At 36.5% G+C, this 23,764-nt stretch carries 21 protein-coding genes; 11 read left to right on the top strand and 10 right to left on the bottom strand.

The features are described from left to right. Positions 1-82: 82 nt before the first annotated feature. On the top strand, positions 83-1,066 hold the full coding sequence (locus B9T35_RS16285) for an ion transporter (protein ID WP_086192147.1): 984 nt from the start codon (positions 83-85) through the stop codon (positions 1,064-1,066). A gap of 45 nt (positions 1,067-1,111) precedes the next feature. On the opposite strand, the gene B9T35_RS16280 is transcribed toward B9T35_RS16285, so the two are convergent. Then, positions 1,112-1,957 carry an FkbM family methyltransferase gene (locus B9T35_RS16280; protein ID WP_086192146.1) on the bottom strand — a complete coding sequence of 282 codons (846 nt, stop codon included), beginning with the start codon at positions 1,955-1,957 and terminating at the stop codon, positions 1,112-1,114. A 382-nt stretch (positions 1,958-2,339) separates the two neighbouring features. Between B9T35_RS16280 and gltS the strand changes: the two genes are divergently transcribed. Together gltS and B9T35_RS16270 are read left to right on the top strand one after the other, a co-directional pair. Then, entirely contained in the window at positions 2,340-3,554 is a 1,215-nt protein-coding gene (gene gltS, locus B9T35_RS16275; protein WP_086192145.1) for a sodium/glutamate symporter, read from the top strand. A gap of 167 nt (positions 3,555-3,721) precedes the next feature. Further along, entirely contained in the window at positions 3,722-4,078 is a 357-nt protein-coding gene (locus tag B9T35_RS16270) for a hypothetical protein (protein ID WP_086192144.1), read from the top strand. Between the two features lie 157 nt (positions 4,079-4,235). Here B9T35_RS16270 and B9T35_RS16265 read toward each other — a convergent pair whose 3' ends face one another. Further along, positions 4,236-4,943 carry a glutamine amidotransferase gene (locus B9T35_RS16265; protein ID WP_086192143.1) on the bottom strand — a complete coding sequence of 236 codons (708 nt, stop codon included), beginning with the start codon at positions 4,941-4,943 and terminating at the stop codon, positions 4,236-4,238. A gap of 232 nt (positions 4,944-5,175) precedes the next feature. On the opposite strand from B9T35_RS16265, the gene B9T35_RS16260 reads away from it, so the two are divergent. Next, a complete protein-coding gene (locus tag B9T35_RS16260) occupies positions 5,176-7,140 on the top strand; it encodes a gamma-glutamyltransferase family protein (RefSeq protein ID WP_086192142.1) in 1,965 nt (654 codons plus the stop codon). Between the two features lie 56 nt (positions 7,141-7,196). Here the strand turns inward: B9T35_RS16260 and B9T35_RS16255 are convergent, their stop codons facing one another. Continuing rightward, positions 7,197-7,778: a TetR/AcrR family transcriptional regulator gene (locus tag B9T35_RS16255; RefSeq protein WP_086192141.1), complete on the bottom strand. Its 582-nt coding sequence runs from the start codon at positions 7,776-7,778 to the stop codon at positions 7,197-7,199. A 92-nt stretch (positions 7,779-7,870) separates the two neighbouring features. On the opposite strand from B9T35_RS16255, the gene B9T35_RS16250 reads away from it, so the two are divergent. Both B9T35_RS16250 and B9T35_RS16245 read left to right on the top strand, forming a co-directional pair. Further along, the gene (locus tag B9T35_RS16250; protein WP_086192140.1) at positions 7,871-8,674 is read left to right on the top strand and encodes an SDR family oxidoreductase; all 804 of its coding nucleotides are present in this window, start codon (positions 7,871-7,873) and stop codon (positions 8,672-8,674) included. A gap of 84 nt (positions 8,675-8,758) precedes the next feature. Further along, the gene (locus B9T35_RS16245; protein ID WP_086192139.1) at positions 8,759-9,352 is read left to right on the top strand and encodes a 2-hydroxychromene-2-carboxylate isomerase; all 594 of its coding nucleotides are present in this window, start codon (positions 8,759-8,761) and stop codon (positions 9,350-9,352) included. Positions 9,353-9,443: 91 nt separating this feature from the next. Here the strand turns inward: B9T35_RS16245 and B9T35_RS16240 are convergent, their stop codons facing one another. Both B9T35_RS16240 and B9T35_RS16235 read right to left on the bottom strand, forming a co-directional pair. After that, positions 9,444-10,049: a GNAT family N-acetyltransferase gene (locus B9T35_RS16240; protein ID WP_086192138.1), complete on the bottom strand. Its 606-nt coding sequence runs from the start codon at positions 10,047-10,049 to the stop codon at positions 9,444-9,446. A gap of 150 nt (positions 10,050-10,199) precedes the next feature. Beyond that, positions 10,200-11,711 carry an aldehyde dehydrogenase family protein gene (locus B9T35_RS16235; RefSeq protein ID WP_086192137.1) on the bottom strand — a complete coding sequence of 504 codons (1,512 nt, stop codon included), beginning with the start codon at positions 11,709-11,711 and terminating at the stop codon, positions 10,200-10,202. A 368-nt stretch (positions 11,712-12,079) separates the two neighbouring features. Here B9T35_RS16235 and B9T35_RS16230 point away from each other — a divergent pair, with 368 nt between their 5' ends. Next, a complete protein-coding gene (locus B9T35_RS16230; RefSeq protein ID WP_086192136.1) occupies positions 12,080-13,261 on the top strand; it encodes a transcriptional regulator in 1,182 nt (393 codons plus the stop codon). Between the two features lie 67 nt (positions 13,262-13,328). On the opposite strand, the gene B9T35_RS16225 is transcribed toward B9T35_RS16230, so the two are convergent. From B9T35_RS16225 to mdh, 4 genes are all read right to left on the bottom strand, one after another. Beyond that, positions 13,329-14,291, bottom strand: a complete 963-nt coding sequence (locus B9T35_RS16225) for an alpha/beta hydrolase (RefSeq protein WP_086192135.1) — start codon at positions 14,289-14,291, stop codon at positions 13,329-13,331. A 30-nt stretch (positions 14,292-14,321) separates the two neighbouring features. Next, positions 14,322-15,185, bottom strand: a complete 864-nt coding sequence (locus tag B9T35_RS16220; RefSeq protein ID WP_228147181.1) for an SDR family NAD(P)-dependent oxidoreductase — start codon at positions 15,183-15,185, stop codon at positions 14,322-14,324. 24 nt (positions 15,186-15,209) lie between these two features. After that, complete coding sequence (locus B9T35_RS16215) at positions 15,210-16,040, bottom strand: SDR family oxidoreductase (protein WP_086192134.1); 831 nt, start codon at positions 16,038-16,040, stop codon at positions 15,210-15,212. 292 nt (positions 16,041-16,332) lie between these two features. After that, entirely contained in the window at positions 16,333-17,505 is a 1,173-nt protein-coding gene (gene mdh / locus B9T35_RS16210; protein WP_086192133.1) for an iron-dependent methanol dehydrogenase, read from the bottom strand. 317 nt (positions 17,506-17,822) lie between these two features. Between mdh and B9T35_RS16205 the strand changes: the two genes are divergently transcribed. The 4 genes from B9T35_RS16205 to B9T35_RS16190 all read left to right on the top strand — a co-directional run bounded on the left by B9T35_RS16205 (position 17,823) and on the right by B9T35_RS16190 (position 22,739). Continuing rightward, positions 17,823-19,850 carry a hypothetical protein gene (locus B9T35_RS16205; protein WP_086192132.1) on the top strand — a complete coding sequence of 676 codons (2,028 nt, stop codon included), beginning with the start codon at positions 17,823-17,825 and terminating at the stop codon, positions 19,848-19,850. A 79-nt stretch (positions 19,851-19,929) separates the two neighbouring features. Next, entirely contained in the window at positions 19,930-21,645 is a 1,716-nt protein-coding gene (locus B9T35_RS16200) for an AAA family ATPase (protein WP_086192131.1), read from the top strand. Between the two features lie 67 nt (positions 21,646-21,712). Next, on the top strand, positions 21,713-22,096 hold the full coding sequence (locus B9T35_RS16195; RefSeq protein WP_086192130.1) for a 5-carboxymethyl-2-hydroxymuconate Delta-isomerase: 384 nt from the start codon (positions 21,713-21,715) through the stop codon (positions 22,094-22,096). Between the two features lie 85 nt (positions 22,097-22,181). Further along, positions 22,182-22,739 carry a hypothetical protein gene (locus B9T35_RS16190; protein WP_139842048.1) on the top strand — a complete coding sequence of 186 codons (558 nt, stop codon included), beginning with the start codon at positions 22,182-22,184 and terminating at the stop codon, positions 22,737-22,739. Positions 22,740-22,884: 145 nt separating this feature from the next. On the opposite strand, the gene thiM is transcribed toward B9T35_RS16190, so the two are convergent. Further along, on the bottom strand, positions 22,885-23,754 hold the full coding sequence (gene thiM / locus B9T35_RS16185; RefSeq protein WP_086192128.1) for a hydroxyethylthiazole kinase: 870 nt from the start codon (positions 23,752-23,754) through the stop codon (positions 22,885-22,887). Between the last annotated feature and the right edge of the window lie 10 nt (positions 23,755-23,764).

Here is a 23,764-nt window from a genome sequence, read left to right as displayed (position 1 = left end):
ATGAGTCGAAGTTTAGCTGTATCTGTTCTTTATGGGATTGTCGTATTAACATAGGTCTTTAGAAAAAATAAAAGCATGACGCATGAGACTGACAGCTTGGTATACGCTCCGAAAATTTGTCTATGACAATTTACACAATGAGGAATATGAAACACTTTTTAGTCGATGCATTAATTATGTGTTAATTGTTCTCATTATCGGTAATGTTATCGCTGTACTGTTGGAGTCAGTCAATGATATTTATAAAGCGTATCAAGTCTATTTCGATGCCTTTGAAAATCTTTCTATCCTTATTTTTAGTATTGAATATATTCTGAGGTTATGGAGTGTCGTTGAAAAAGACCCATTTGACGCTGAATGGAGACAGCGTTTAAAGTGGATGACCAGTGGTGCTGCAATAATTGATCTTTTGGCTATTTTACCTGCTTATCTGAACTTCTTTGTACATATCGATTTACGCTTCTTACGGACACTACGTTTATTACGATTACTTAAATTGACGCGCTATTTTGTTTCATTACAGATTTTATTAAGAGTGATTGAGCGTGAAAAAGGATCTTTTCAAGCCGTTTTATTTATCTTAATTATTATGATTGTGATGGCTGCGGCAGGGGTTTATGTGGTTGAAAGTAGAGCGCAACCTGAAGTATTTAGCTCTATTCCTGCATCGATGTGGTGGGCTGTGGTGACTTTAACGACGGTCGGTTATGGTGATGTCACACCGATTACACCACTAGGGCGTTTTCTGGGGGCAATCATTACGATTCTTGGGGTGGGGTTGGCTGCTTTGCCTGCTGGTATTCTCGCCAATGGTTTAGCCAGTGAGCTTGAATTACGTAAACAACAATTAGAGCTGAAATTTAGAGAGATGCTTCAAGACCGTGAAATTGATCTGATTGTAGATGAAGAGAAGATTGATGATTTACGTAAACAAGTCGGTTTAACCACGGAGCAAACTCAAGATATTATTTTGCAATTAATTCGTGAGCAAAAAGAAGCCGATTTAGAAAAAGAGAAGAATAAATATTGCTTCTGTCCACATTGTGGGCATAAGTTGCCTGAGTAATCAGTAAAATGATAAGGATTAATTATAGAATTGATCCTCATAGTTTTATTTTTGCTGATTTAAGGTCTGAATATAAAGTTGTTGAGCGTTTAGTTGAATTGCATTGCGTTGTTCGAGCAGCAATAAACAACGTGTAACCAGATCAAAAGATTGATAAACATAATGTGCAACTATGGCTAATTGCTTAAGTTGCTCATTATCCATCAATTCAGGTCGGGTAAAATCACGTACATAAACAATATCTGCTTCAAGTAATTGATTAACAGCCTGATAGGGCTGTTCTATAAAGGAAAAAGGCGCAATAGGCCATTTTTTCACAGCAGCAAAACAGTGAGGAACAAACTCCTGGGCTCTTAATTCGACATCAATTTCACCAAAGGCAGGTTGATTTTTATAAAGCGTCATAAAAGATATTTCGGTCTGAATAGCAACCGTATTTTTTAATTTATTTCGCCCAAATTGAAATACTGTTAATTCTGCACCTTGAATATCAATTTTTAAAAAATCAAGGATTTCAATTTCAGTTATATCATCGAGTTTTTGTGTGGGTATAGATATTCGCTGTTTGACTACAGCATTGGGCTTCAATGCAATAAAATGTTCAAATGCACGTTCATCTGGCTCAAGCAAACTGGTCATTCCTGAATATTCACAGATATTTAATAAATGCTCTTGACCATCCGCAATAGCATAGGGTAAATACCGCTCATGATTACCCTTGTTAGAGTTTAGCTTTTCAAGTGCATCAGACTGTGGTTCAAATCCTGTAATATTACATAAATTGGCATCAAGCAATTTTTGATAAGGTGGATCACCATCAATCGGATTTGCACCAATGTCTACAATTTCTGTTAGCCGTGATGGTTGGAGTAATTGAATTAACAGATGCATAAAATTCCTTGAGTTCATTCTTATTGTGACATTTATTTAGTTTAACACTACTTATTATTAATCATATGGATGTACAGATACCTTACATAAATATTCATAAAATTTTTATTGTAATTTTTAAAGTGAAATGAAAAATTTTTATGTAAAAAGTTGAATCATATGGTGAAATAACGATTAAATAGGTGAGTTGATCAATAGAATTGTATGTAAATTGATTCATCTATTCAAAAAAGGTGTTAAATCGTATAAAAGATTTTAATGCTGATAAAAGATGTTTTACACTTTTAGTTAATGAGAATTATTCATTTTATAGCACTTTTCGCTAAAAGCTGACAATTTAGCAGTTTAAACCAATATATTATTGATCATAAGGGGCAGATTTATGAGTTATCAGCTTGATGCATTTGGCACACTGGTGATCGCAGTGGTCGTTTTATTTATGGGGCGGGCACTGGTTCATAAAATTTCCTTTTTAAGAAATTATAATATTCCTGAGCCTGTGGTTGGTGGTCTACTTGCCGCACTTCTGGCTTTAGCTTTATATCGTTTTTTCGGTTTCAGTGCGACATTTAGTGCTGACTTACAAAATACACTTATGCTGATGTTTTTTACATCCATTGGATTAAGTGCAAGCTTTGTTAAATTGAAAGAAGGCGGTTCCGCACTTATCATCTTTTTGCTCTGTGTTGCAGGTTTTGTTTTGGTACAAAATGCAGTGGGTATGAGCTTAGCTAAATTACTCGGGCTTGATCCTTTAGTGGGGTTAATTGTTGGTTCAATCACACTGACAGGTGGGCATGGAACTGCTGGAGCATGGGGTGAGGTCTTACAGAGCCAACATGGCATTCAAGGTGCAGTTGTATTGGGTATGGCATCGGCAACTTTCGGTTTAATTATTGGTGGTGTGATTGGTGGTCCAGTTGCTAAATATTTGATTAAAAAACATCAACTGGCTAAAGAGACCGTAGATGATGAATCTGGCATCCCTGAGCCTGCGAATGTTGCCGCATTTGAATATCCTAAAAAGACTCGTTTAATTACTGCCAATAACGCAATTACCACTTTGGGTATGTTCTCACTGTGTATTTTTGTCGCAAATTTAATGGCTGATTTTAGTAAAGGTCAGTGGTTTGAATTACCAACTTTTGTTTGGGCGTTGGCTTGCGGTGTCATTTTAAGAAACATTATGGAACATGTACTCAAAATTAATATTTTTGACCGTGCCATAGATGTGTTTGGAAATGCTTCATTATCGCTCTACCTTGCAATGGCATTGATGTCTTTGCAATTATGGTTATTGGCAGATTTGGCAGGACCACTTGTGGTTATTTTATTGGTTCAAACTTTAGTGTTGGCACTGTATACAACTTATGTCACTTTTAATGTGATGGGTAAAGATTATGATGCCGCTGTATTAGCCGCTGGTCATTGTGGTTTTGGTATGGGGGCGACACCGACAGCCATTGCCAATATTCAAGCTGTCACTAATACCTATGGGCCTTCGCATAAAGCCTTTTTGATTATTCCATTATGCGGTGCATTTTTTATTGATATTATTAATGCCGTTGTGATTCAGACGATTATCAAGTTCTTTTAGTCTAGCGAAATACTGATATTCGACTTCTTGTATTAAGCCTTTTTGTTCTTATTGAATTTGAGAATAAATAGGCTTTTTATTTTTATCTAATTGAATTTAAATCTATTTAATAAAAATTAAATGCTGTTAATCGTTATATAAGCTGCTTAATAAAGTAAGGAGTAAAAATGAGCTATGATGTGCGACTGTATACGATTCAAACCATGCATAATGAAAAACAATCGAGTGATGATGAGTTTTTTGATCATGACAGTAATCTCGTACTATTCACAGATCAACAATATTCAGAGCTGACAGAACACTTAATTCGTTATGACTATCAACCCATTCAATTTGATCAGGATACAAAACATTTTAAAAGGCAGGATAGCTCGGCTCAGGCTTATTTAACCAAGCAAGGTTTATATTTTAGTTGTAGTTTTAATGATGAAGATATTTTTGAAATTAGAATGATGGCATCTGAATTTACCGATACAGGTGAGTATGCTAAATATAATCCGCAGATAGGTGAGTGGGAGGTTTAGTTACTTTTATAGCGTAGCCTAGAAACCTAAACGGTTCTTGTTAAAAAATAAACCTCATAATAGATTTCACCACCTCTTTATTTTCTCTTTAAAAATAAATTTAAAGGCTCTACAGAAGAAGCCAGATGAGGTGGTTTATTTCTTAATCTCTTGAAGATTAAGCTATTGTATTTTTTAAAAAGTCTTTAATGATCACTTCTGCGGCAGATTCCAATTGCATTGCATACTTTGCATTGTCCGCACGTAAAGCAGAGATATCAATATTGGCTTTACGCAACTCACACGTATGACCAATCAACCATTTTTCTAGGCTGTCTGAGGCAACTTCCAAATGGAATTGCAAAGCGAGAATATTTTTGCCAACCTGAAAAGCTTGATTGCTATAGATTTTAGAACTGGCTAAGAGTACAGCTTCATCGGGTAGGTCAAAGGTATCACCATGCCAATGCAATACAGGCGTTTCCGCTAAAGGCGCTAAGATATTATTCTTTGCATAACGAATATCTAAAGTACTCCATCCGATTTCTTTTTGATGCCCTGCATACACTTTTGCACCTAAGGCATGTGCGATCAGTTGTGCACCTAAACAGATTCCAATGGTAGGTAAATTCTTGGCTAGACGTTGTTTCAGTAATTTAATTTCATCTTTTAGAAAGGGATAGTCAGCTGTTTCATAAACACCAATCGGCCCACCTAAAATAATCGTTAGACCTTCATAGCTTAAAGCTTTGCTGAGATCATCAACGCCTGCTTCAAAATAACGAACTCGATATCCTAGGTCATAAAATACATCTTCAAATGAGCCTAAATCTTCAAAAGCAAGATGTTGGATAGCATAAATGGTTTTAGGGAAATTTGAATCCATAATTTATCTGATTATATTCATTAGCGAGATTTGGTATCACGCAACATTATCTGAATTAAAAGTATATTTCCATAATTGATTGGAGTGATTTGTTAATGTTTATTAGGATAGAACAGTAGAGAATAAGCAGTGTTATTTATTTAGAAATGATAATAATCAAGGGTTAAAGGAACTTATAGGAGCAAAGTAGTAAGAGAAATACTTTATTAATAAATTGAATGGAGTTCAAATAATGCAAAAGAAATTTGCCTTTACAGCAACCTGTGTGCTGAGTCTTCTTACATTGTACGGTTGTAATGATAATGATGAATCAATCGTAACATCGCCACCCCTGACTACAGATGTTAATCCGAATAGTTGTTTAACAACAGCAAGTGATGGTTCAAATGTCGTGGTAGGTTCGAATCAGGTGGGTGATCCCGCTTTTCCTGAACCTGCATCTGGCTATCGTTTAGGGTTAAAAACTAAATATTCAGATAAATATATGGTAGTTGCAAATACACCATTGGCAACGAAGGCAGGTTGTGAAGTTTTAAAAGCAGGTGGGAGTGCAATTGATGCAGCCATTGCCGTACAAGCGGTTTTAGGTTTGGTTGAACCTCAGTCAAGTACGATTGCAGGTAGTGCATTCATGATGTATTACGATGCTTCTACTAAAAAAGTCAGCGCTTATGATGGGCGAGAAACTGCGCCAAGTGCTGCAACTGGCTATTATTTAGCTCGACAAGATCAAGCAGATGCAAATTCTTTACCTCCTGTACCATCAACTAGACGCAGTGGTCGTTCCATTGGTGTACCGGGTGTGCTTCGTATGTTTGAAATGGCACATGGCGAGCATGGTAAATTGGCTTGGAATCAATTGTTTAATAATGCCATTGATTTATCTGTCAATGGTTTTAAAGTTCCAGGACGTTTAGCAGATGCAATTAAAGCAAATGCCGTCAATTTAGCTTTAGACAAAAATGCAGTGCAAACTTATTTTAAAGCCGATGGAACACCTTATACGGTGGGTGAGACGCTTAAAAATGTCGCTTATTCTGAAACCTTAAAAACAATTGCAAGCCAAGGTGCAAGTGCCATGTATAAAGGGCAAATTGCGACGGATATTATTGCTAAAGCAGGGCAAAGTGTGGGGGATGATGCAGCGAGAACCCCAATAACTCCAAGTTTAATGACTTTAAATGATTTGACCAATTATCAAGCGAAAAAGCGTGAAGCAATTTGCACGACCTATAGAAATGCTTATTACATTTGTACAATGCCACCACCATCTTCAGGTGGGATAGCCGTAGCACAAACTTTGGGTATTTTAGAAAGTTTTGATATGGCGCAATATGCGCCAACTCAACCTGAAAATGAGGGGGGTGTACCGAATGTAATGGGGGTTCATCTTGTTTCAGAAGCAGAGCGCTTGGCTTATGCAGACCGTGATAAATATGTTGCAGATACCGATTTTGTCCCTTTGCCAGCAAAAGGTATTCCAAGCATGTTGGATAAAAACTATCTTAAACAGCGTGCATCTTTAATTAGTTTGAATAAATCGATGGGCATAGCATCTGCAGGAAACTTTAATTCAAATGCAGGAATAGATAGCACCGTTGAACATGGCACAACACAATTTACCGTGGTTGATGCTTATGGAAATGTAGCCTCTATTACGTCTACAGTCGAGTCGAGTATGGGTTCATTCCATATGGTGAATGGCTTTTTACTTTCGAATCAATTAACTGATTTTTCAGCGAATCCAGTGGATGCTTCAGGTGCAGTTGTGGCGAATAGAGTAGAAGCCAATAAACGACCAAGAAGTACTATGGCACCAACAATTGTATTTAAAGGAATTCAACCTGGCGATTTTTATATTGCAACAGGTTCACCGGGTGGCGGAACCATCATCCAGTTTGTTGTTAAAACGCTTGTGGGTATTTTAGATTGGAATTTAGATGCGCAACAGGCAACGTCTTTGGTAAATTTTGGTGCAACTAATAGCTTAATTACAAATGTAGATAGTTCAAATACGACATTGAATTTATCTGATTTGGTTACAGGGCTGCAAGATAAAGGTCATGTTGTGAATAATGGAGCTCAATCAAGCGGAATTTCAACGATCATGAAAGTCGCAATCAACAATCAAATGAAATATGCAGGCGGAGTCGATCCACGTCGTGAAGGTTTAGTTTTGGGCAATGGTGCTTTGTAAAATATAATTTAATTGGATTTTATCTTAGATGGAGAGCCAGATGAAAGTCTGGCTTTTTATATGGGTTTGGTTTTATTCTCAGTCGATAAAAAATATTTAATCGCTGATTTACTCGATTCTAAAATCATTAACTTTAAAGATTCATCCATGATGCTTCGTGCAATTAATATTGCACCTACCAATTGACACATCACTGCCCAAGCTTTTTCTTCACTGCCTAAATGTTCTAAAAAAATCTGATGACCTCTTATCAGTTCAGATTGATAGAGTTGTTTAATATCATCATCTGAACGTGAAATTTCAGTTGCCAATGCAGGAAGCACACAGCCGTGTTCAGCTTTATTCACATGAGAAAGCGCCAAATAACGATTCAGTTCAAAATCAATCCATGGTTCAGCTTCTGTATGTGGATTGCCCATCCACATATCAATACTGTGCTGAATTTCAGATTCAATCAAAGCTTTAAATAAATCATGTTTAGAGGAAAAATGTGAATAAAAAGCTCCACTGGTCACACCAGCAGCTTTCATAAAAGTATCCACACCTGTGGCATTAAAACCCTGTTTTTTTGCAATTTGACCACTAATACTCAGTAGTTCTTTACGTTTTTCTTCTTTATAACCTGATTTATAGCGCATGATTGAACCACTCAAAATGCATTTGACTGGTTAAAAATTATAACATAGTATTCGTTATGATAACGACCGTTATGTAAAAAAGGACACATAACATGATTAACGATTTAGAAAATAATTTAAGTTATAATTTACAGAATACTTCGGACAGCCAACAACAGTTAAAAAATCCGAATCAAAACAAAGTTGCATTAATTATTGGTGCAGGTGATGCCACAGGTGGTGCAATTGCAAAACGTTTTGCACAAGGTGGTTACATCACGTGTATGACTCGTCGTAATGCCGATAAATTACAGCCTTTAATTACCGAGATTGAACAACAAGGTGGGAAAGCTTTTGGTTTTGCTTCTGATGCTCGAAAAGAAGAGCAGGTCATTCAGTTAATTGAAGAAATTGAATCTACAATAGGCGAAATTGATGTCATGGTTTTTAATATTGGTGCCAATGTTCCTTGCAGTATTTTAGATGAAACAGCACGTAAATATTTTAAAATTTGGGAAATGGCATGTTTTGGCGCTTTTTTGGTTGGGCGAGAAGTTGCCAAGAGAATGGTACCACGTCAAAAAGGCACGATTATATTTACAGGTGCTACAGCAGGCATGCGTGGAGCAGCCTATTTCGCTGCATTTGCAGGAGCAAAACATGCTTTACGTGCTTTAGCACAAAGTATGGCACGTGAGTTGGGCCCTCAAAATATTCATGTGGCGCATGTGGTGTTGGATGGTGCAATTGATACAGAATTTATAGAAACAACCTTCCCTGAAATTTATGCACGTAAAGAACAGGATGGTATTTTAAATCCCGAACATATTGCAGAAAATTATTGGCATATTGCACAACAGCCAAGAGATGCGTGGACACATGAGTTAGATTTAAGACCATGGATGGAAAAGTGGTAATTGATTCGCTCTTTTTGAGAAAATTTAAAGAGCCTATAAATGCTTATGCAAGAAGCCTAAAATAGATATAGATAAGGATATAAAATGAATATTATTGAGTTTTACTTTGATTTGGGTAGTCCATACAGCTATTTAGGGTTTCATCAAATACAAAAAATAGCAGCAGAAAAACAAGCTGAGATTATTTGGAAGCCGATTTTGCTGGGTGGTGTATTTAAAGCAACAGGAAATAGCAGTCCAATGGCTGTGCCCACCAAAGCACGATATTCAATGCAGGATTTAAAGCGTTGGTCTAATTATTGGAACATTCCTGTACAAATGAATCCTCATTTCCCAATCAATACTTTAATGCTCATGCGTTTGCTTACAGCGGTGCAGTTGTACCAACCTGAAAGATTTATAGACGTAACGACAGGCTTATTTAATGCGATGTTCGGACAACCACGTAATTTAAATGACCAACAGGAATTTATTCAAGTTGCAACAGAACTAGGTTTAGACACTGCAAGTGTCCAGACTTGGTTGAGTGATGAAAAAGTAAAAGGGCAACTTAAGTTTTTAACAGAAGAAGCGGTAGAAAGAGGTGTATTTGGCGCACCTACTTGGTTTGTTAAAGATGAAATGTATTGGGGTGTTGATCATTTACATTTTGTGGAAATGGCTTTAGATCGTGAGTAAATGATTAATATAATTTACGGTCTCAAAATAAGGTAAAGCAAAAGTTTTAATTTTTTGCTTTACCTTATTTATTCGACGGCGTTTTATCACTCTAATCATAAGACTGTAAAAGATCGTTCAAATGCACTTTAATATTGCTCCATTCGGCTTGAACAATACTGTACATCACAGTATCTCGGATGGTTCCATCTTTTCGCAAAGCATGGCCTCGAATGACACCATCTTTTTTTGCACCTAAGCGTTCAATGGCTTTTTGACTTTTTAGATTAAAAATATCAGTACGTAATCCAACAGTGTTGGCATTTAAATGGTCAAAAGCATATTGAAGTAATAATAGTTTAGAGGTGGTATTCACATGTGAGCGTTGGAATTTTTTTGCATACCATGTGTAGCCAATTTCCAAGCGCCTTGTATCATTTAAAATATCATGAAAGCTCGTTGTGCCTATAATTTCTTGTGTTTCAGCATGCATCACGACAAATGGAAATCTTGTTTGAGCATTTTTTTGTTGCAGTGCGGTCTGGATATATTCATCCACTTGAGTATGATGTGGTGTAGAAGTGACTCTAAGTTTCCAAAGCTTACCATCTTTGCATGCTTCTTTTAAACCATCTTCGTGCTCATGCGTTAAAGGAATAATTTGAACATCATTGAGGCTTAAATCAATATTTTCTAAGAAGAGCTTTTCAAAAGACATGAGGATGGCTTTATTGATATTTCAAGATTTAAAACTACTTGAATTAGAGAAAGAAATCTAGTTTTGAATATATTTATTTTCGATAAAAAAGCGAACCGAAGTTCGCTTTTATTCTTTTTATTTTATATCTCTATTTTTAAAAAATCTAACTTAGAAGAAGCCCATTGCTTTAGTTGAGTAACTCACCAATAAATTTTTGGTTTGTTGGTAATGATCAAGCATCATTTTATGGTTTTCACGACCAATACCTGATTTTTTATAACCACCAAATGCAGCATGTGCAGGGTAAATATGGTAGCAATTTGTCCATACACGACCAGCTTCAATTGCACGACCAGCACGGTACGCTGTATGTGTAGAGCGTGACCATACGCCTGCACCTAAGCCATAAATTGTATCATTGGCAATCTTAATGGCTTCGTCATAGTCTTTAAAGGTTGCAACTGAAAGTACTGGTCCAAAAATTTCTTCTTGGAAGATTTTCATGCTGTTGTTGCCTTTAAAAATAGTCGGTTCAATATAGAAACCTTCACCCACTTCATGACGATCACCACCACCTGTCAATACTTGCGCACCTTCAGCACGACCTGTTGCGATACAGCCTAAAATTTTGTTTTGTTGTTCCTGTGAAGCCTGTGCGCCAATCATAGTATCCGTATCTAATGGATGACCTGTCTTAATGCGTTTCACACGTTCAACTGCCATTTCAAGGAATTTATCAGCAATACTTTCTTGAACCAATGCACGGGATGGGCAGGTACAAATTTCACCTTGGTTTAAGGCAAACATGGCAAAACCTTCAAGTGCTTTATCTAAAAACTCATCATCTTTGTCCATAATATCTTCAAAGAAAATATTTGGAGATTTACCACCGAGCTCGAGTGTTACAGGAATAATATTTTCAGTCGCATATTGCATAATTTGCTGACCGACTGCGGTTGAACCTGTAAATGCAATTTTTGCAATACGTGGGTTAGTGGCAAGTGGGCGACCAACTTCTACACCGTAACCATTAACAATATTCAGCACGCCTGCAGGCAATAAATCTTGAATTAACTCAACTAGAACAAGAATACTAGCAGGGGTTTGTTCAGCAGGTTTTAAAACGATACAGTTACCTGCAGCCAATGCAGGTGCAAGTTTCCATGTCGCCATCAAAATAGGGAAGTTCCATGGAATAATTTGTCCAACAACACCTAAAGGCTCATGGAAATGGTAGGCAATGGTATCTTCATCAATTTCAGAAATACCACCTTCTTGAGCACGTATACAGCCTGCAAAATAGCGGAAATGATCAATCGCCAAAGGAATATCAGCAGCTAAGGTTTCACGAATCGGTTTACCGTTATCCCATGTTTCTGCAACAGCTAATAATTCTAAATTTTCTTCTAAACGATCTGCGATTTTGAGCAACATATTTGAACGTGTCGTTGGAGATGCTTTATTCCAAGACGTTTTTGCTTTGTGTGCTGCGTCGAGTGCTAATTCAATATCTTCCGCGGAAGAACGCGGAATTTTTGTGAATACTTTGCCATCGACAGGAGAGATATTATCAAAGTATTCTCCTTTTACAGGTGCAACCCATTGTCCACCAATAAAATTTTCATATTGGGCTTTAAATTGAATTTTTGAACCAGGTTGATTTGGATCTACATAACGCATAAGAATTTCCCTTTACTTATTTTCATCAATATTTGTTGGTGAATGTGTATGGATGACTGAAAGACAGTCTCGGTTTACATCATGCTTTGAGGATATGGATATAAAGGTTGGAGAAAGGTTGGAGGAAAGTCATTTATAATTTGCGCTATGATTTAGTTTTTGACAATGTTTTCTTGTATTAGATTTTGTTTCAAAAAGTGATGAATTTCTTGGTCTTATTCAATCTCAGTTCTAGCGCTTTGGTCTTAGAGCAGTTGACTAATGTACTGTTAAATATGTTAGTTTGAAGTCTAATTTATAAGCAAGTGATAAAAATAAAAAAGCAAGGACGTATGACCCCCCAAGTGAATGGCTAAGGAATGTAGTATATGTTGAGTCAACAAGATTTATTACAGAAAAGGGATACGATTGAACAATTGCGTCAAAGCAGTAGTTTGTCATTGAATCATGCAGATCAGCTTGGGCAAAGTATCGTCAGTTCATGGCAACGTTCAAATTCAGCATCTATTCCGAAAGATCGAGAAGCTGCGCCATTAACCCATCAAAAACACAGTAAAAAAAGTGCTTTGGAAATTGCGATTGAGCATTGTGGAAAAGAATTAAAACATATTGCGGAACAGTCTTCGATGGTTGCTGCCGTGGGGGATATTGGTAGTACGATTATTTGGACTGCAGCCAGTGGGCAAATGCGTAATGCCGCTGAAAGAGTACACTTTGTTGAAGGTGGGCAATGGCGTGAAGATTTAGTTGGAACCAATGCCTTAGCTTTGTCATTAAAAACGCAACGATCAAGCTGTGTATTTTCAAATGAACACTATATGTCTTCCATCCATGATTGGGTGTGTTATGCCGCACCGATTATTGATCCTTATTCCAAGCATGTTTTGGGTGTGATTGATCTATCCACGACATGGAATCATCACAATAGTTTAGGTTTATTGGCTGCGGAACGCTGTGCATCGATCATTCAATCTGCACTGTTAGAATATCAGCAACAGCATTTATTCATTCGCGCCTTTTCAGTCCCACAAGTATTGTTTAATGGCAAAATTGTGGTGTTGACTCCGCGCCAAATTGAAATTTTGACAATCCTTGCACTTTGCCCACAAGGCATGAACCTTGAAAATTTACATCAAGCTTTATATGGTGAGCGTAAAGTCAGTATTGGTACTTTAAAGGCTGAAATGTCGCAACTGCGTGATATTTTAGGGGGAATGCTCGGTTCGCGTCCTTACCGCTTGTTGGCAAATGTCGAAGCAGATTTTCTACAAGCGGAACAGGCTTTAGATGCATGTTATACAGAATCAGCACTGAAATTATGCAGAGGTGTATTTCTAGCTAAAACAGAAAGCCCATTTTTATGTGCTTGGCGTGACTGTTTAGAATCGCGTTTAAGTGAAGCAATATTTAAAGCACATGAAACAGATGTTTTGCTTAAACATCTGGCACATTTTCCTGAGGCAATTGATGCTGTGGAGCGTTTAATTGAATTGACACCTATAGGTCATCCTGCTCATCAAATGTTGATGAAGTATAAAGATGAGCAGTAGGTGTCTTATTTCAGATATTAAGCTCAGTGATATCTAAAAAATTATTAACATAAAAATGAGTTAAATATTATCCAACTTTTTGCTTTAACCAATTAAAGAGTTTTCCATAAACATTTTGACGGACTGGTGCTGATGAAAGTACTAAATCATGCAAACCATTCTGAATTGTCATTACAGTGACATCACCTTGTAATTTGTTTGCATACTTTTTTATACCTTTTACGTCTAAAATCACATCACTGGTTTGTGCATCTTTACCCCACTTTTTCGGATTTTTTGTTTGATGAGAATGCATAACTAGAGTCGGAACTGAAATTTTTGCACCTGCTTGAATTTCTTTTTGGGCTTCAAAAATGGCATGTACAAAACTTAAATAAACTAATGAATAGGACTTCTGTTTCCATTCTAAATTAAAATCCCATTCACCATAAAAGTCTTTATGAATACTAGGCACGTACCATTTATTCAGTTCACTCGGGAATCTGACATTAGGAAGATATTTACCCAAGGCACTTAGTTTAGGCAGAGCGAGTTTTTTCTTCCACGCAGGCATATTAAAGTTATAAAAAGGACTGTTTGCCCAAAGGGCTTTAATCAATGGATGATTGAGATGATGTACTGCATACAGCGTGGTAATTAAACCACCTGTGGAGTGTCCACACAGCACAACTGCATCATGACTTTCGTCACCAATAATATTTAAAGCCTGAGTGATTTCAGCATCATATTCACTGATTTCACGGACGTTATAAAACTTCTGATGGGGTAGATGCGAACGACCATATTTACGTAAATCAAGCGCATAAAAATCATAACCATGTTGGTTAAATTGTTCAGCCATTTCAGTCTGAAAAAAATAATCAATGAAACCGTGAATATATAAAACTGCTTTGTTTGTTGCTTGATCTGCTTTTTTTCGCACCAATGTTGCGATGACTTTCCCTTCAAAATCATCAGGGAAATGTAATGTTGCCTGTTCATAACCTGCACCAAGGACATCAGGTTGGTAGGTAATTTGTGATGCTGTCATTGTATTTCCCCAATCCATTTAAAAGTGTTGTTATAGATATTGTTTGACCAATTCATAAGACAAATCATAAAGCTTTTGCGCCAATTGCATATCTTTAGATTTAGCTGAGCTCAGTGCAGGTGTTTGTACACTGGCATATTGCCCATTTTTATGGGCCCAATCTGCATCTAAAGCCATTTTACGAATTTGATTGGCAGGTTTAGATGGCGGAATGAGTGCCATGGAAACGAACATATATTGTAATTTAGGCAGTTGACGATACAACTCAGAATCAACCACACCAGGATGCAGGGCATTACTGGTCACATTACTTCCTGCGAGCTGTTTTGCGAGTAAATTGCTAAACAATAGATTTTGTAATTTACTGTTGCCATAACTTGGGAACATGATGTAACGCTGAATCTTTTCTGCTCTAAATTTTTCAGGTTGAATGCTACCGCCCCAATGCGCAATCGAGGATAAATGGATAATTCGACCTTGTTCAGCATTTTTAAGCAAAGGTAAGAGTTTGAGTGTCCATAAAAAATGGCCCAGATAGTTCACACCGAAATGTTTTTCAAAACCATCTTCAGTTGCATCTAAATGCATGCTGATCAGCCCTGCATTGTTAATCAGCACATCAATATGCTCATATTTAGACAGCACTTCATTGGCAGCATGATTCACTTTAGTTAAACTGTTCAAATCCAGCTGAATTAAATCAACTTGTCCTGTTCCGAATGATTTTAAATGTGCTTGAGCTTGCTGTGCCTTATCCAGATTACGGCATGCTATAATCACATTATGACCTTCTTTTACCAATAGTTCAGCTGTAGTTAAACCGATGCCTGCATTTGCACCTGTAATCAAAATGGTTTTAGGCATAGTTGCTTTGGAAATTGATGTATTCGACATTGCATTAAACTCCAATCAGGCTATTTATAAATATTTTCCAACAAACTGAATCGATTGATCATACAGTTGTTGTGCAAGTTGCATATCTTTTGCTTTAGAGGACTTAATGGCAGGTGTTTGTAAACTGACATAATCCCCATTACGATTTGCCCATTTCGGATCTGTTGCAATGGTTTTGATCAATGCCGCAGGTTTGGTGGTCGGAATCAGAAATAGCTTGATGACTTTATATTGATATTTGGGTAATTCACGATAAATTTCAGAATCTACACCACCGGGATGCAATGCATTACTGGTGACATTGGTTCCTTCAAGTTGTTTTGCAAGAATATTACTAAATAATAAATTGGCCAATTTACTGTTGGCGTAACTCAGTACACCATTATATTTTTTAACTTGATCAGCTTTAAAGTTTTCAGGCTTGATACTACCCATCAAATGCATCATAGATGCTAAATGAATAATACGTCCATGTTCTGAATTTTTAACTGCAGGAAGCAACTTCATGGTCCATAAAAATGGTCCTAAGTAATTCACACCAAATTGTTTTTCATAGCCATCTACAGTGGCTTCTAGTTCAGGTGTCATCATACCTGCATTGTTGACGAGCACATCAATTTGGGGATACTTTTGTAGGAGTTGATTTGCTGCTTGATTAACTTGCTCAAGGCTATTTAAGTCAAGCTGAACGATTTCAACTGTACCTTTATTCAAAGATTCAAGATATTGCTTGGCTTTCTCAGCTTTGTCTAAATTACGGCAGGCGATAATCACATGATCACCATCTTGCACAAAACTTTCCGCTGTCGCTAAGCCAATACCTGTATTTGCACCTGTAATCACAATTGTTTTCATGTTGTTTATTCTGCTTTTATGTGTGGATGATGATTGAGTCAACTCATTTTATAAACTAATTCAAAGATGAAAGGAAATATAGAATTGGTAACTTAGAGAATGGCAGAAAGTGCTTGGATTTTGTCCACGAATAATAAAAAGTTGTTAATCGTTATATAAGAGATTTAAAGAAAGGGTATCGATCCTGTTTTGAGTGAAATGATTGACGCAAATAAATTACTCATACGTCTAAAATGAAAAAGGGAATATCACCGAAATGATATTCCCAAACGATTGAACAGGAGAGTTTTACTTACATTGCTGCTTTAAAGATATCAATGACTTGAGCTTCATTCGCTTTACGTGGATTGGTGAGCATACATGCATCATTTTGTGCATTTTTTGCCATAACAGCATGATCGGCTTCTTTCACACCCAGTTCAGTTAATCCTGAAGGAATACCAATTGAAGCAGATAATTCACGAATAGCATCAATTGCAGCAAAAGCAGCTTCAGTGACGGTTAAGCCATCTGTATTTACACCCATTAATTGTGCAATTTTTGCATAACGATCAGGGCAAGCAATTAAATTGAACTCGCAGACATGTGGAAGTAAGATTGCATTACATACGCCATGTGGCAGGTTGTAGAAACCACCCAATTGATGTGCCATTGCATGGACATAACCTAAAGAAGCATTGTTAAATGCCATACCAGCTAAGTATTGTGCGTATGCCATTGCATCACGTGCTTCAAGGTTTTCACCATTGGCAACAGCAGGGCTTAACCATTCAGTAATCATGCTGATTGCTTTTTCCGCACATGCATCTGTAATTGGATTCGCTGCGGTAGAAACATAAGCTTCGACAGCGTGCGTTAATGCATCCATTCCTGTTGCAGCAGTTAAAGCCGCAGGTTTTGCAATCATCAGTTTAGGATCATCAATTGCCACCAGTGGCGTACAACGCCAGTCTACAATCGCCATTTTAACGTGAGTATCTGTATTGGTAATAATACAGAAACGCGTCATTTCAGATGCAGTACCCGCTGTGGTATTAATCGCAATCAGTGGTGTCATTGGTACTTTACTTTGATCAATCCCTTCATAATCACGAATTTTGCCACCACCCGCAGTCACTAAGCCAATTCCTTTAGCGCAGTCATGTGAAGAACCACCACCTAAAGAGACAATAAAGTCGCAACCATTTTCGTTATAAGCATTTACACCATTTAAAACATTAATGTCTGTTGGATTAGGTTCAGCGCCTGGGAAGACGTGACTGTCGACACCTGCTTCGTTTAAATAATTAACAATAATATCGGCAACACCGAATTTGAATAAGCCTGCATCGGTCACGATGAGTGCTTTTTTTGCACCTAAATTTTGTGCTTTAGCACCAACTTCTTTGGCACAGCCTGGTCCAAAAAGTGATACGCAAGGGATGTAAAAACCATTTGTTTGATCTGCAATATTTTTAAAAGCCATGGTGCGATTCCTTCTACCATCATTGTTATTTCATCAATCCGACAGGTGATGATCACCTTGATATTGAGTATCTAGTCATCGCTTATATTTTGACACCTACTTAAAACCTACCAAAGTTTTAAGATACTTATTTTTTATAAAAATATAAATAAAACAAAAAGATAATATTGTTTTTGAGTTACGGCACTTATATGTTGAGTACAATAAATAATGAAATTCGTCACAGAAGTCGTATACTATTATCCTGAAAATAAATCTGTAAAAATGTTTTGATATTTTCATTGAGATATATCTGCATTGGAGAGTAAGGCAAAATCATGGAGCCGTTTGTTCAAAAGAATGTAGGGAATAATCATCAGCAAACAGCACAAAAATTATTGATTATTTCAGTGCATTTAAAGCAAATTTTTCAAGACCAGTGGTTCTATCTTAAAGATGTCACTGCTCAGAATGTATTGAAAATTGATGCTGAAAACAAAGTGCTTTGTATTGCGAATGGTATGTGGAATATCCATTTTAATATGGATTTGCCTTTGCTTCAGATTCGCAGTGATTTTCCAAATCAAGTCAGTGATGTCTTGGCAGAATTTATTTTATATGAAATTCCTTTTTTTACAGGAAGTTTATTACCGCAACACCCAACCACAGTAAAAACAAAGGCCCAAGTCTTCAGACAATCTCTGATTGAACAAGTATTTGCATGGGTTGATGGGGAAAGTCGCGTTGAGCAATATCTATATAATATTTCAGTGAAAGATGCAGAAAAAATAGACCAATTACTGATAGCTGAAGGATATTATGATGCGGCTTATCTCACGGCTTTTGCAAAATATGGCAAAGAAATTCCACTGGAAGTTGAATTAAATATTAAACATTTATGTTTAGCCAACTCTGTGAAAGGTGAAAGTTTTATTGCCATTCATGAATTGATTCCAATTTATGATCAATTGTGTTTTTCTGCGGAACAATTTTTGCCCTTTGCTTTATTCCGCATTTTAAAAACTCAATTTATGGATTCTTTCCATTTAATGGATGTTTTAGAGCGACAACAAGATTTTCAATTGTTAATGAGTCATGCTGTTGAGCAACCTCATTTGATGGGTTTTGCAAAACTGACATTGCGTGGATATTGGCAGAATAAAGATTTATTTTCAAAGCAGAATTTTCTAAATAAAAAATGCCCCTATTGGGATGAAAGTCAGTTTAATTTTTTACCTATTTTGAATTATCAAAGAACAGTGAATTGGTTATTTAAACAAGACAGTGTGGTGATCGACTGGATCAGTCGAAATATGCTGAAACCCAGTGTACCTATTGCCATTACTGCATTGAGTTTTGTCGATACTAGTAAAATTCATCCACAAGTGATTTTATTAACTTTAAAATATTTTAGAGACATTTCTGCTCGATTATTTGTTTCCGAATGTCATGTTTATGCAAAAGAACATTTTTGGTTTAATCATCATCGTAATACTAAATATAGTTTAGACAGTGAAATGTCGAAGATTTTGCATACACAGTATATTTCAAACTCTGTGCTTTATTTAGAAGAATGGATGGATTTATTACAATTGGTTTCCGAAGGGAACTCATATATTGCGAAGTATGTTTTTCAAAAGCTGAGCCGTGTGATGCAAGCATATATGTTGTTTTTACAAAAAATTGTAGACGGTATTGATGCAGAACTGGTTCCTTATATCAATCCGAGAACACATGAAAATCGTGATTTCTTTCTTGTGTTGCAAAAACATCAACTCAATGTGTCTGAGTTTAGACATGTATTTCATCATTCAGCTTTAAATTTTTCACGCCGTGTCAGCGTATTTGATTCTTATGTAGCCGATTATTTGGTTGATTTTTTCCTCAGTCATAAAGAGGTCGCTAAATCTGTCACTTGGGCTGGATTGTTTCAACAAGCGATTCGATGGCATCAACAATTACAACATGATACGACCTTGCAAAAATTAAGACTTCGAATTCATGTCGAGGAATGGACACGCTTATCTCCTGAAAAATATATGTATTATGGAGATTGGAAATTTGAAGAGTTACATCAATTAGAACGTATCATTCATGAATCCGCAGATTTTAATCATTGTCTTGCTGTCGCATATAGTCAACGTATGGTGGACGGCGAATATGTTGCATTTCATATGACTTCCGTACAAGAACCAAGTTTGCATTTAACTTTGGGTTGTTTGTATGAATATGATCAATTGGTTTTAGAACAATTAAAATATCCAAATAATCGCAATGCTGATGTGCATAGTCTTAATATTGCACGCTTATTTATTGCTGAATTTAATTTAATCCTCAGACAACGTAGTGTAGAAGAACAACGTTAAGTCAGGGAAAACTTAACTTTTGATGAAAAAGCCGTTAGGCTATAGCCGTCCAATACTGTATAGGCAAATCTAGGCGATTATGAAACAAGAAACTGCACTGAAATTAATGAAAGCGGGTGAAAATGTCTTTTTGACGGGCTCTGCTGGTGCAGGTAAAACCTATACATTAAATCAATATATTAATTATTTGAAAGCACGAAAAGTACCTGTTGCTGTTACAGCATCTACAGGTATTGCAGCAACACATATGAATGGTATGACCATTCATACTTGGGCGGGGATTGGGATTAAAGATGTTTTATCCGATGATGATTTAAAACGGATGAAAGAGCGTAAATACTTAAAAGAACATTTAGAAAATGCACAAGTGCTTATTATTGACGAAATTTCGATGTTACATGCCAAACAACTTAATTTGGTCAATCAGGTTTTAAAATATTTTAAAGAATCTGATGAAGCTTTTGGCGGAATTCAAGTCATTGCAGCAGGTGACTTTTTCCAGTTACCCCCTGTGGGTAGGAAAGAAGAAAAGAATCGAGATAAATTTTGTTTTATGTCGAATGCATGGGTTGAAGCTAAATTTCGAATTTGCTATTTGACTGAACAGCATCGTCAAGATGATTCAGTGCTCAATGATATTTTGAACGGAATTCGTGCACAGCATATTTTGCCTGAACATGTACAAGCACTGCAACAAACACGACATCAAGATATTGGTGAAACATTTACCCGTTTATATACCCATAATATGGATGTAGATAGTATTAACTATCAGCATCTCAATGAAATTACAGGAGATGGGCATCAATTTGTCGCTGTTTGTGATGGTAATGATAAACTCATCGATACATTAAAATCATCAGTACGCGCACCTGATGAGCTGACGCTTAAAAAACATGCCAAAGTCATGTTTGTTAAAAATAATTTTGATATGGGATATATCAACGGAAGCTTAGGTGAAGTCATCGGTTTTGAAGAAGATGATATACACGGCATTTTACCCAAAGTAAAACTGACGGATGGAACGGTTCTAGTGGTCGAGCCTGAAACTTGGTCAGTAGATAATGATGCAGGCAAAACTATTGCGAGCTTACAACAAGTACCACTGCGTTTGGCTTGGGCAATTACCATTCATAAATCACAAGGTATGACATTAGAAGCCGCTGAGATTAACCTGTCGCATACCTTTGAAAAGGGGCAAGGTTATGTGGCGTTATCACGATTAAAATCAATTAATGGTTTAAAATTATTGGGTTTTAATGATCAAGCTTTAGAATTGGATAGTTTGGCCATTAAAGCGGATCGCCGTTTTCAAGAATTATCCACAGAAGCTGAAGTTAACTATTTAGATGTTGATCTAACACTTCAACATAATGCTTTTATTCGGCATTGTGGCGGTACATTGAATGTGACTGAAATAGAACGTAATGAAAAGAAAATTGCAAAAAGTGCAGGTAAAACCAACTATGCATCTGCAACTTTAGATGAAACGCGTGAATTGTTTGAATCAGGTTATGAAATTCAAGATATTGCAGTTGAACGTGGTTTAACACCTGCGACGATTATTAATCACCTTGCAAAATTACATCGTGAGCAAGGACTGGATATTTCAGTAGCGAGCCCTGGTGAAGAAGTTGTTGAGGAAGTTCGTAAAATTTATAAAAAACTCATGAAGCGTAAAAGTCCTGAACATTTTAGTGATGATGGGGTGATTAAATTACGCCCGATTGTGGAAGCAATTACGCCACGAATGGGCTATGACCAAGTACGTTTAGCATTGCTATTTATTGAATAATTTTTAAAGTGAATATAAAGCCAAGGTTTTGGCTTTATTCTAAACATCGGATGAAAGGAAGTGTGTTATGCCACAAATGTTTATTGATTATTCAGACAATATTCAGAACTTAGACTGTAAAAAGCTCATGCTTGGTTTAAATCATACTTTATTTGATACAGGTTTAGTCGGTCATCCACATGATATTAAATCGCGTATTCAAGCTGTATCAAATTATCTTATTGGTTTTGGAAGCGAAGATGGTGCAGTGGATAATCAGGCATTTATTTTTGTTCGACTGCAAGGGTTAAGTGGTCGTACAGAAGAACAGAAAAATCTAATGACTGATAAACTTTCCGAGTGTCTACAATCTTTTACTGACTATTCAGCAAAGGGTTTAGAAGTTCAGCTTTGTGTTGAGTTTGCAGAAATGCCGAAAGAAATTTATCGGAAAAAAATTGTATCAGGTTAAAATAATCGACATAGATTCATTTAAACATTAAGCCTTTTACTTTAAGGGGCTTTTTAATCGTTAAAATAAATAGAGTGAAATTTTAATGAGAAAAATAATAATTGGTTTAGTTTTGAGTCTTGGATTGATGGGGTGCAATCCACAGGTTCAAACGACAGAACATCAGGAAAATAAACAGACTGAAAAAGAGAATAAAAATATCAGTCATCAAGAAGATCATACGCAAGCGAATAAAAATGTTGTTGTAAAAGTAAATGCTGATCAACGCCAAAATTGTCGATCGGCAAAAGAGCTAATTCAATACATGTATGATTCTCAATTTGACTTGGCCGATTTTACACCATTATCAATGCCTCAATATTTTGATCCCAAATTATCGAAGCTGATTGAGAAAGATAAACATTGTGCGGAAAAATATGGTTTATGTAATATTGATTTTGATATTTTAATGGATTCACAAGATCCTGAAGACTATCGAATTCGGATTGAGAATACTCAAAATCTGAATAAATTACGTGTTTTGATCCATTATGGAGAAAGTGAAAAGAATCTTATTTTTGAAATGAATTCTGAGCATTGTCCGAAAATTAAGGATATTCATTATCCACGAGGTAAAAGCCTCGTGGAAATCATAAATTCATAGCTCGGAAGTGAATCGGCATGATGATTCTTTATTCTGCCAAGAGCATTTTGATTTTGACAAAACTATAAATAATAATGCAAAGTATTTGATGTGGGAAAAGGAGCTTTTTATGCTGTTTTTATTTTCCCACATTGGTTTCAAATGTTTAAATAGATTCAATGATTTGAATATCCGCATATTCCTGAATTAATTCAGCATTCATATCATAAATAGCATCTAAAAAAGCCACATTAAAGCTGCCCACACTTTGTGATTTTTCAAAAGCTAATTTACCTGCAATCGCAAAATGCACATGCGCCGAAATAGTCGCAATTGTTGGTGTGGTCACAGCAGAATATGCTGCAATTAATGCTCCAAGCGCACAACCTGTTGCGGTGACTTTAGGTTGTAAATAACTGCCACCATTGACCTGAATGACTGCACTCATTTGTTTAGATAAAATAAAATCAGATTCACCTGAAATTGCCACACATTCACAATGTGCCAATAACGGTAAAGCTTGCAGATAGACTTCATGACTCGCAACTGTACTGTCTACACCTTTAGAGAGCACCTGATTACCTGCTAAGGCTGAAATTTCGGAAGCATTACCGCGAATCACCGTTGGGTTGAGCGTGAGGAGTGAATCAACCATTTCACTGCGCCATTTTAAAAGCGAACCATAACCGACTGGATCAAGCACCCAAGGTATTTTTTTCTCTGTTACTGTTTGTGCCGAAATTTGCATGGCTTGCATTTGTTCAGATGTCGGTGTGCCAACATTAATACTCAGTGCGCTAGAAATTGATGCAAAGCTTTCTGCTTCAAATGGATTGTCAATCATTGCAGGAGAAGCCCCAGCAGCAAGGAGCACATTGGCTGCATAATTGGCAGCAACACTATTGGTAATACATTGCACTAACGGTTGCTGGATTTGCAATAAGGTCCATGCCTCTACAATTTTTTCAAGTAGCGTAGCAGTCTGGTCTAAAACGAGATTTCCAGATTGTTCAGATAAAGCTTCAGGATGATTCATCGTTTCTTTC

The sequence above is a fragment of the Acinetobacter sp. ANC 3832 genome (assembly GCF_002135415.1).
In the GTDB taxonomy this organism is placed as follows: domain Bacteria; phylum Pseudomonadota; class Gammaproteobacteria; order Pseudomonadales; family Moraxellaceae; genus Acinetobacter.
This window is presented reverse-complemented; position numbering and strand designations above follow the sequence as displayed.

What these genes read in the sequence shown, in the direction of transcription:
- B9T35_RS16200 (WP_086192131.1), top strand. Translation starts at nt 19,930, where the DNA reads ATGAAACAAGAAACTGCACTGAAATTAATGAAAGCGGGTGAAAATGTC.
- mdh (WP_086192133.1), bottom strand. Translation starts at nt 17,505, where the DNA reads ATGGCTTTTAAAAATATTGCAGATCAAACAAATGGTTTTTACATCCCT.
- B9T35_RS16260 (WP_086192142.1), top strand. Translation starts at nt 5,176, where the DNA reads ATGCAAAAGAAATTTGCCTTTACAGCAACCTGTGTGCTGAGTCTTCTT.
- B9T35_RS16195 (WP_086192130.1), top strand. Translation starts at nt 21,713, where the DNA reads ATGCCACAAATGTTTATTGATTATTCAGACAATATTCAGAACTTAGAC.
- B9T35_RS16280 (WP_086192146.1), bottom strand. Translation starts at nt 1,957, where the DNA reads ATGCATCTGTTAATTCAATTACTCCAACCATCACGGCTAACAGAAATT.
- gltS (WP_086192145.1), top strand. Translation starts at nt 2,340, where the DNA reads ATGAGTTATCAGCTTGATGCATTTGGCACACTGGTGATCGCAGTGGTC.
- B9T35_RS16235 (WP_086192137.1), bottom strand. Translation starts at nt 11,711, where the DNA reads ATGCGTTATGTAGATCCAAATCAACCTGGTTCAAAAATTCAATTTAAA.
- B9T35_RS16205 (WP_086192132.1), top strand. Translation starts at nt 17,823, where the DNA reads ATGGAGCCGTTTGTTCAAAAGAATGTAGGGAATAATCATCAGCAAACA.
- B9T35_RS16240 (WP_086192138.1), bottom strand. Translation starts at nt 10,049, where the DNA reads ATGTCTTTTGAAAAGCTCTTCTTAGAAAATATTGATTTAAGCCTCAAT.
- B9T35_RS16265 (WP_086192143.1), bottom strand. Translation starts at nt 4,943, where the DNA reads ATGGATTCAAATTTCCCTAAAACCATTTATGCTATCCAACATCTTGCT.
- B9T35_RS16270 (WP_086192144.1), top strand. Translation starts at nt 3,722, where the DNA reads ATGAGCTATGATGTGCGACTGTATACGATTCAAACCATGCATAATGAA.
- B9T35_RS16215 (WP_086192134.1), bottom strand. Translation starts at nt 16,040, where the DNA reads ATGAAAACAATTGTGATTACAGGTGCAAATACAGGTATTGGCTTAGCG.
- B9T35_RS16190 (WP_139842048.1), top strand. Translation starts at nt 22,182, where the DNA reads ATGAGAAAAATAATAATTGGTTTAGTTTTGAGTCTTGGATTGATGGGG.
- B9T35_RS16255 (WP_086192141.1), bottom strand. Translation starts at nt 7,778, where the DNA reads ATGCGCTATAAATCAGGTTATAAAGAAGAAAAACGTAAAGAACTACTG.
- B9T35_RS16220 (WP_228147181.1), bottom strand. Translation starts at nt 15,185, where the DNA reads ATGTCGAATACATCAATTTCCAAAGCAACTATGCCTAAAACCATTTTG.
- B9T35_RS16250 (WP_086192140.1), top strand. Translation starts at nt 7,871, where the DNA reads ATGATTAACGATTTAGAAAATAATTTAAGTTATAATTTACAGAATACT.
- B9T35_RS16225 (WP_086192135.1), bottom strand. Translation starts at nt 14,291, where the DNA reads ATGACAGCATCACAAATTACCTACCAACCTGATGTCCTTGGTGCAGGT.
- B9T35_RS16245 (WP_086192139.1), top strand. Translation starts at nt 8,759, where the DNA reads ATGAATATTATTGAGTTTTACTTTGATTTGGGTAGTCCATACAGCTAT.
- thiM (WP_086192128.1), bottom strand. Translation starts at nt 23,754, where the DNA reads ATGAATCATCCTGAAGCTTTATCTGAACAATCTGGAAATCTCGTTTTA.
- B9T35_RS16230 (WP_086192136.1), top strand. Translation starts at nt 12,080, where the DNA reads ATGTTGAGTCAACAAGATTTATTACAGAAAAGGGATACGATTGAACAA.
- B9T35_RS16285 (WP_086192147.1), top strand. Translation starts at nt 83, where the DNA reads ATGAGACTGACAGCTTGGTATACGCTCCGAAAATTTGTCTATGACAAT.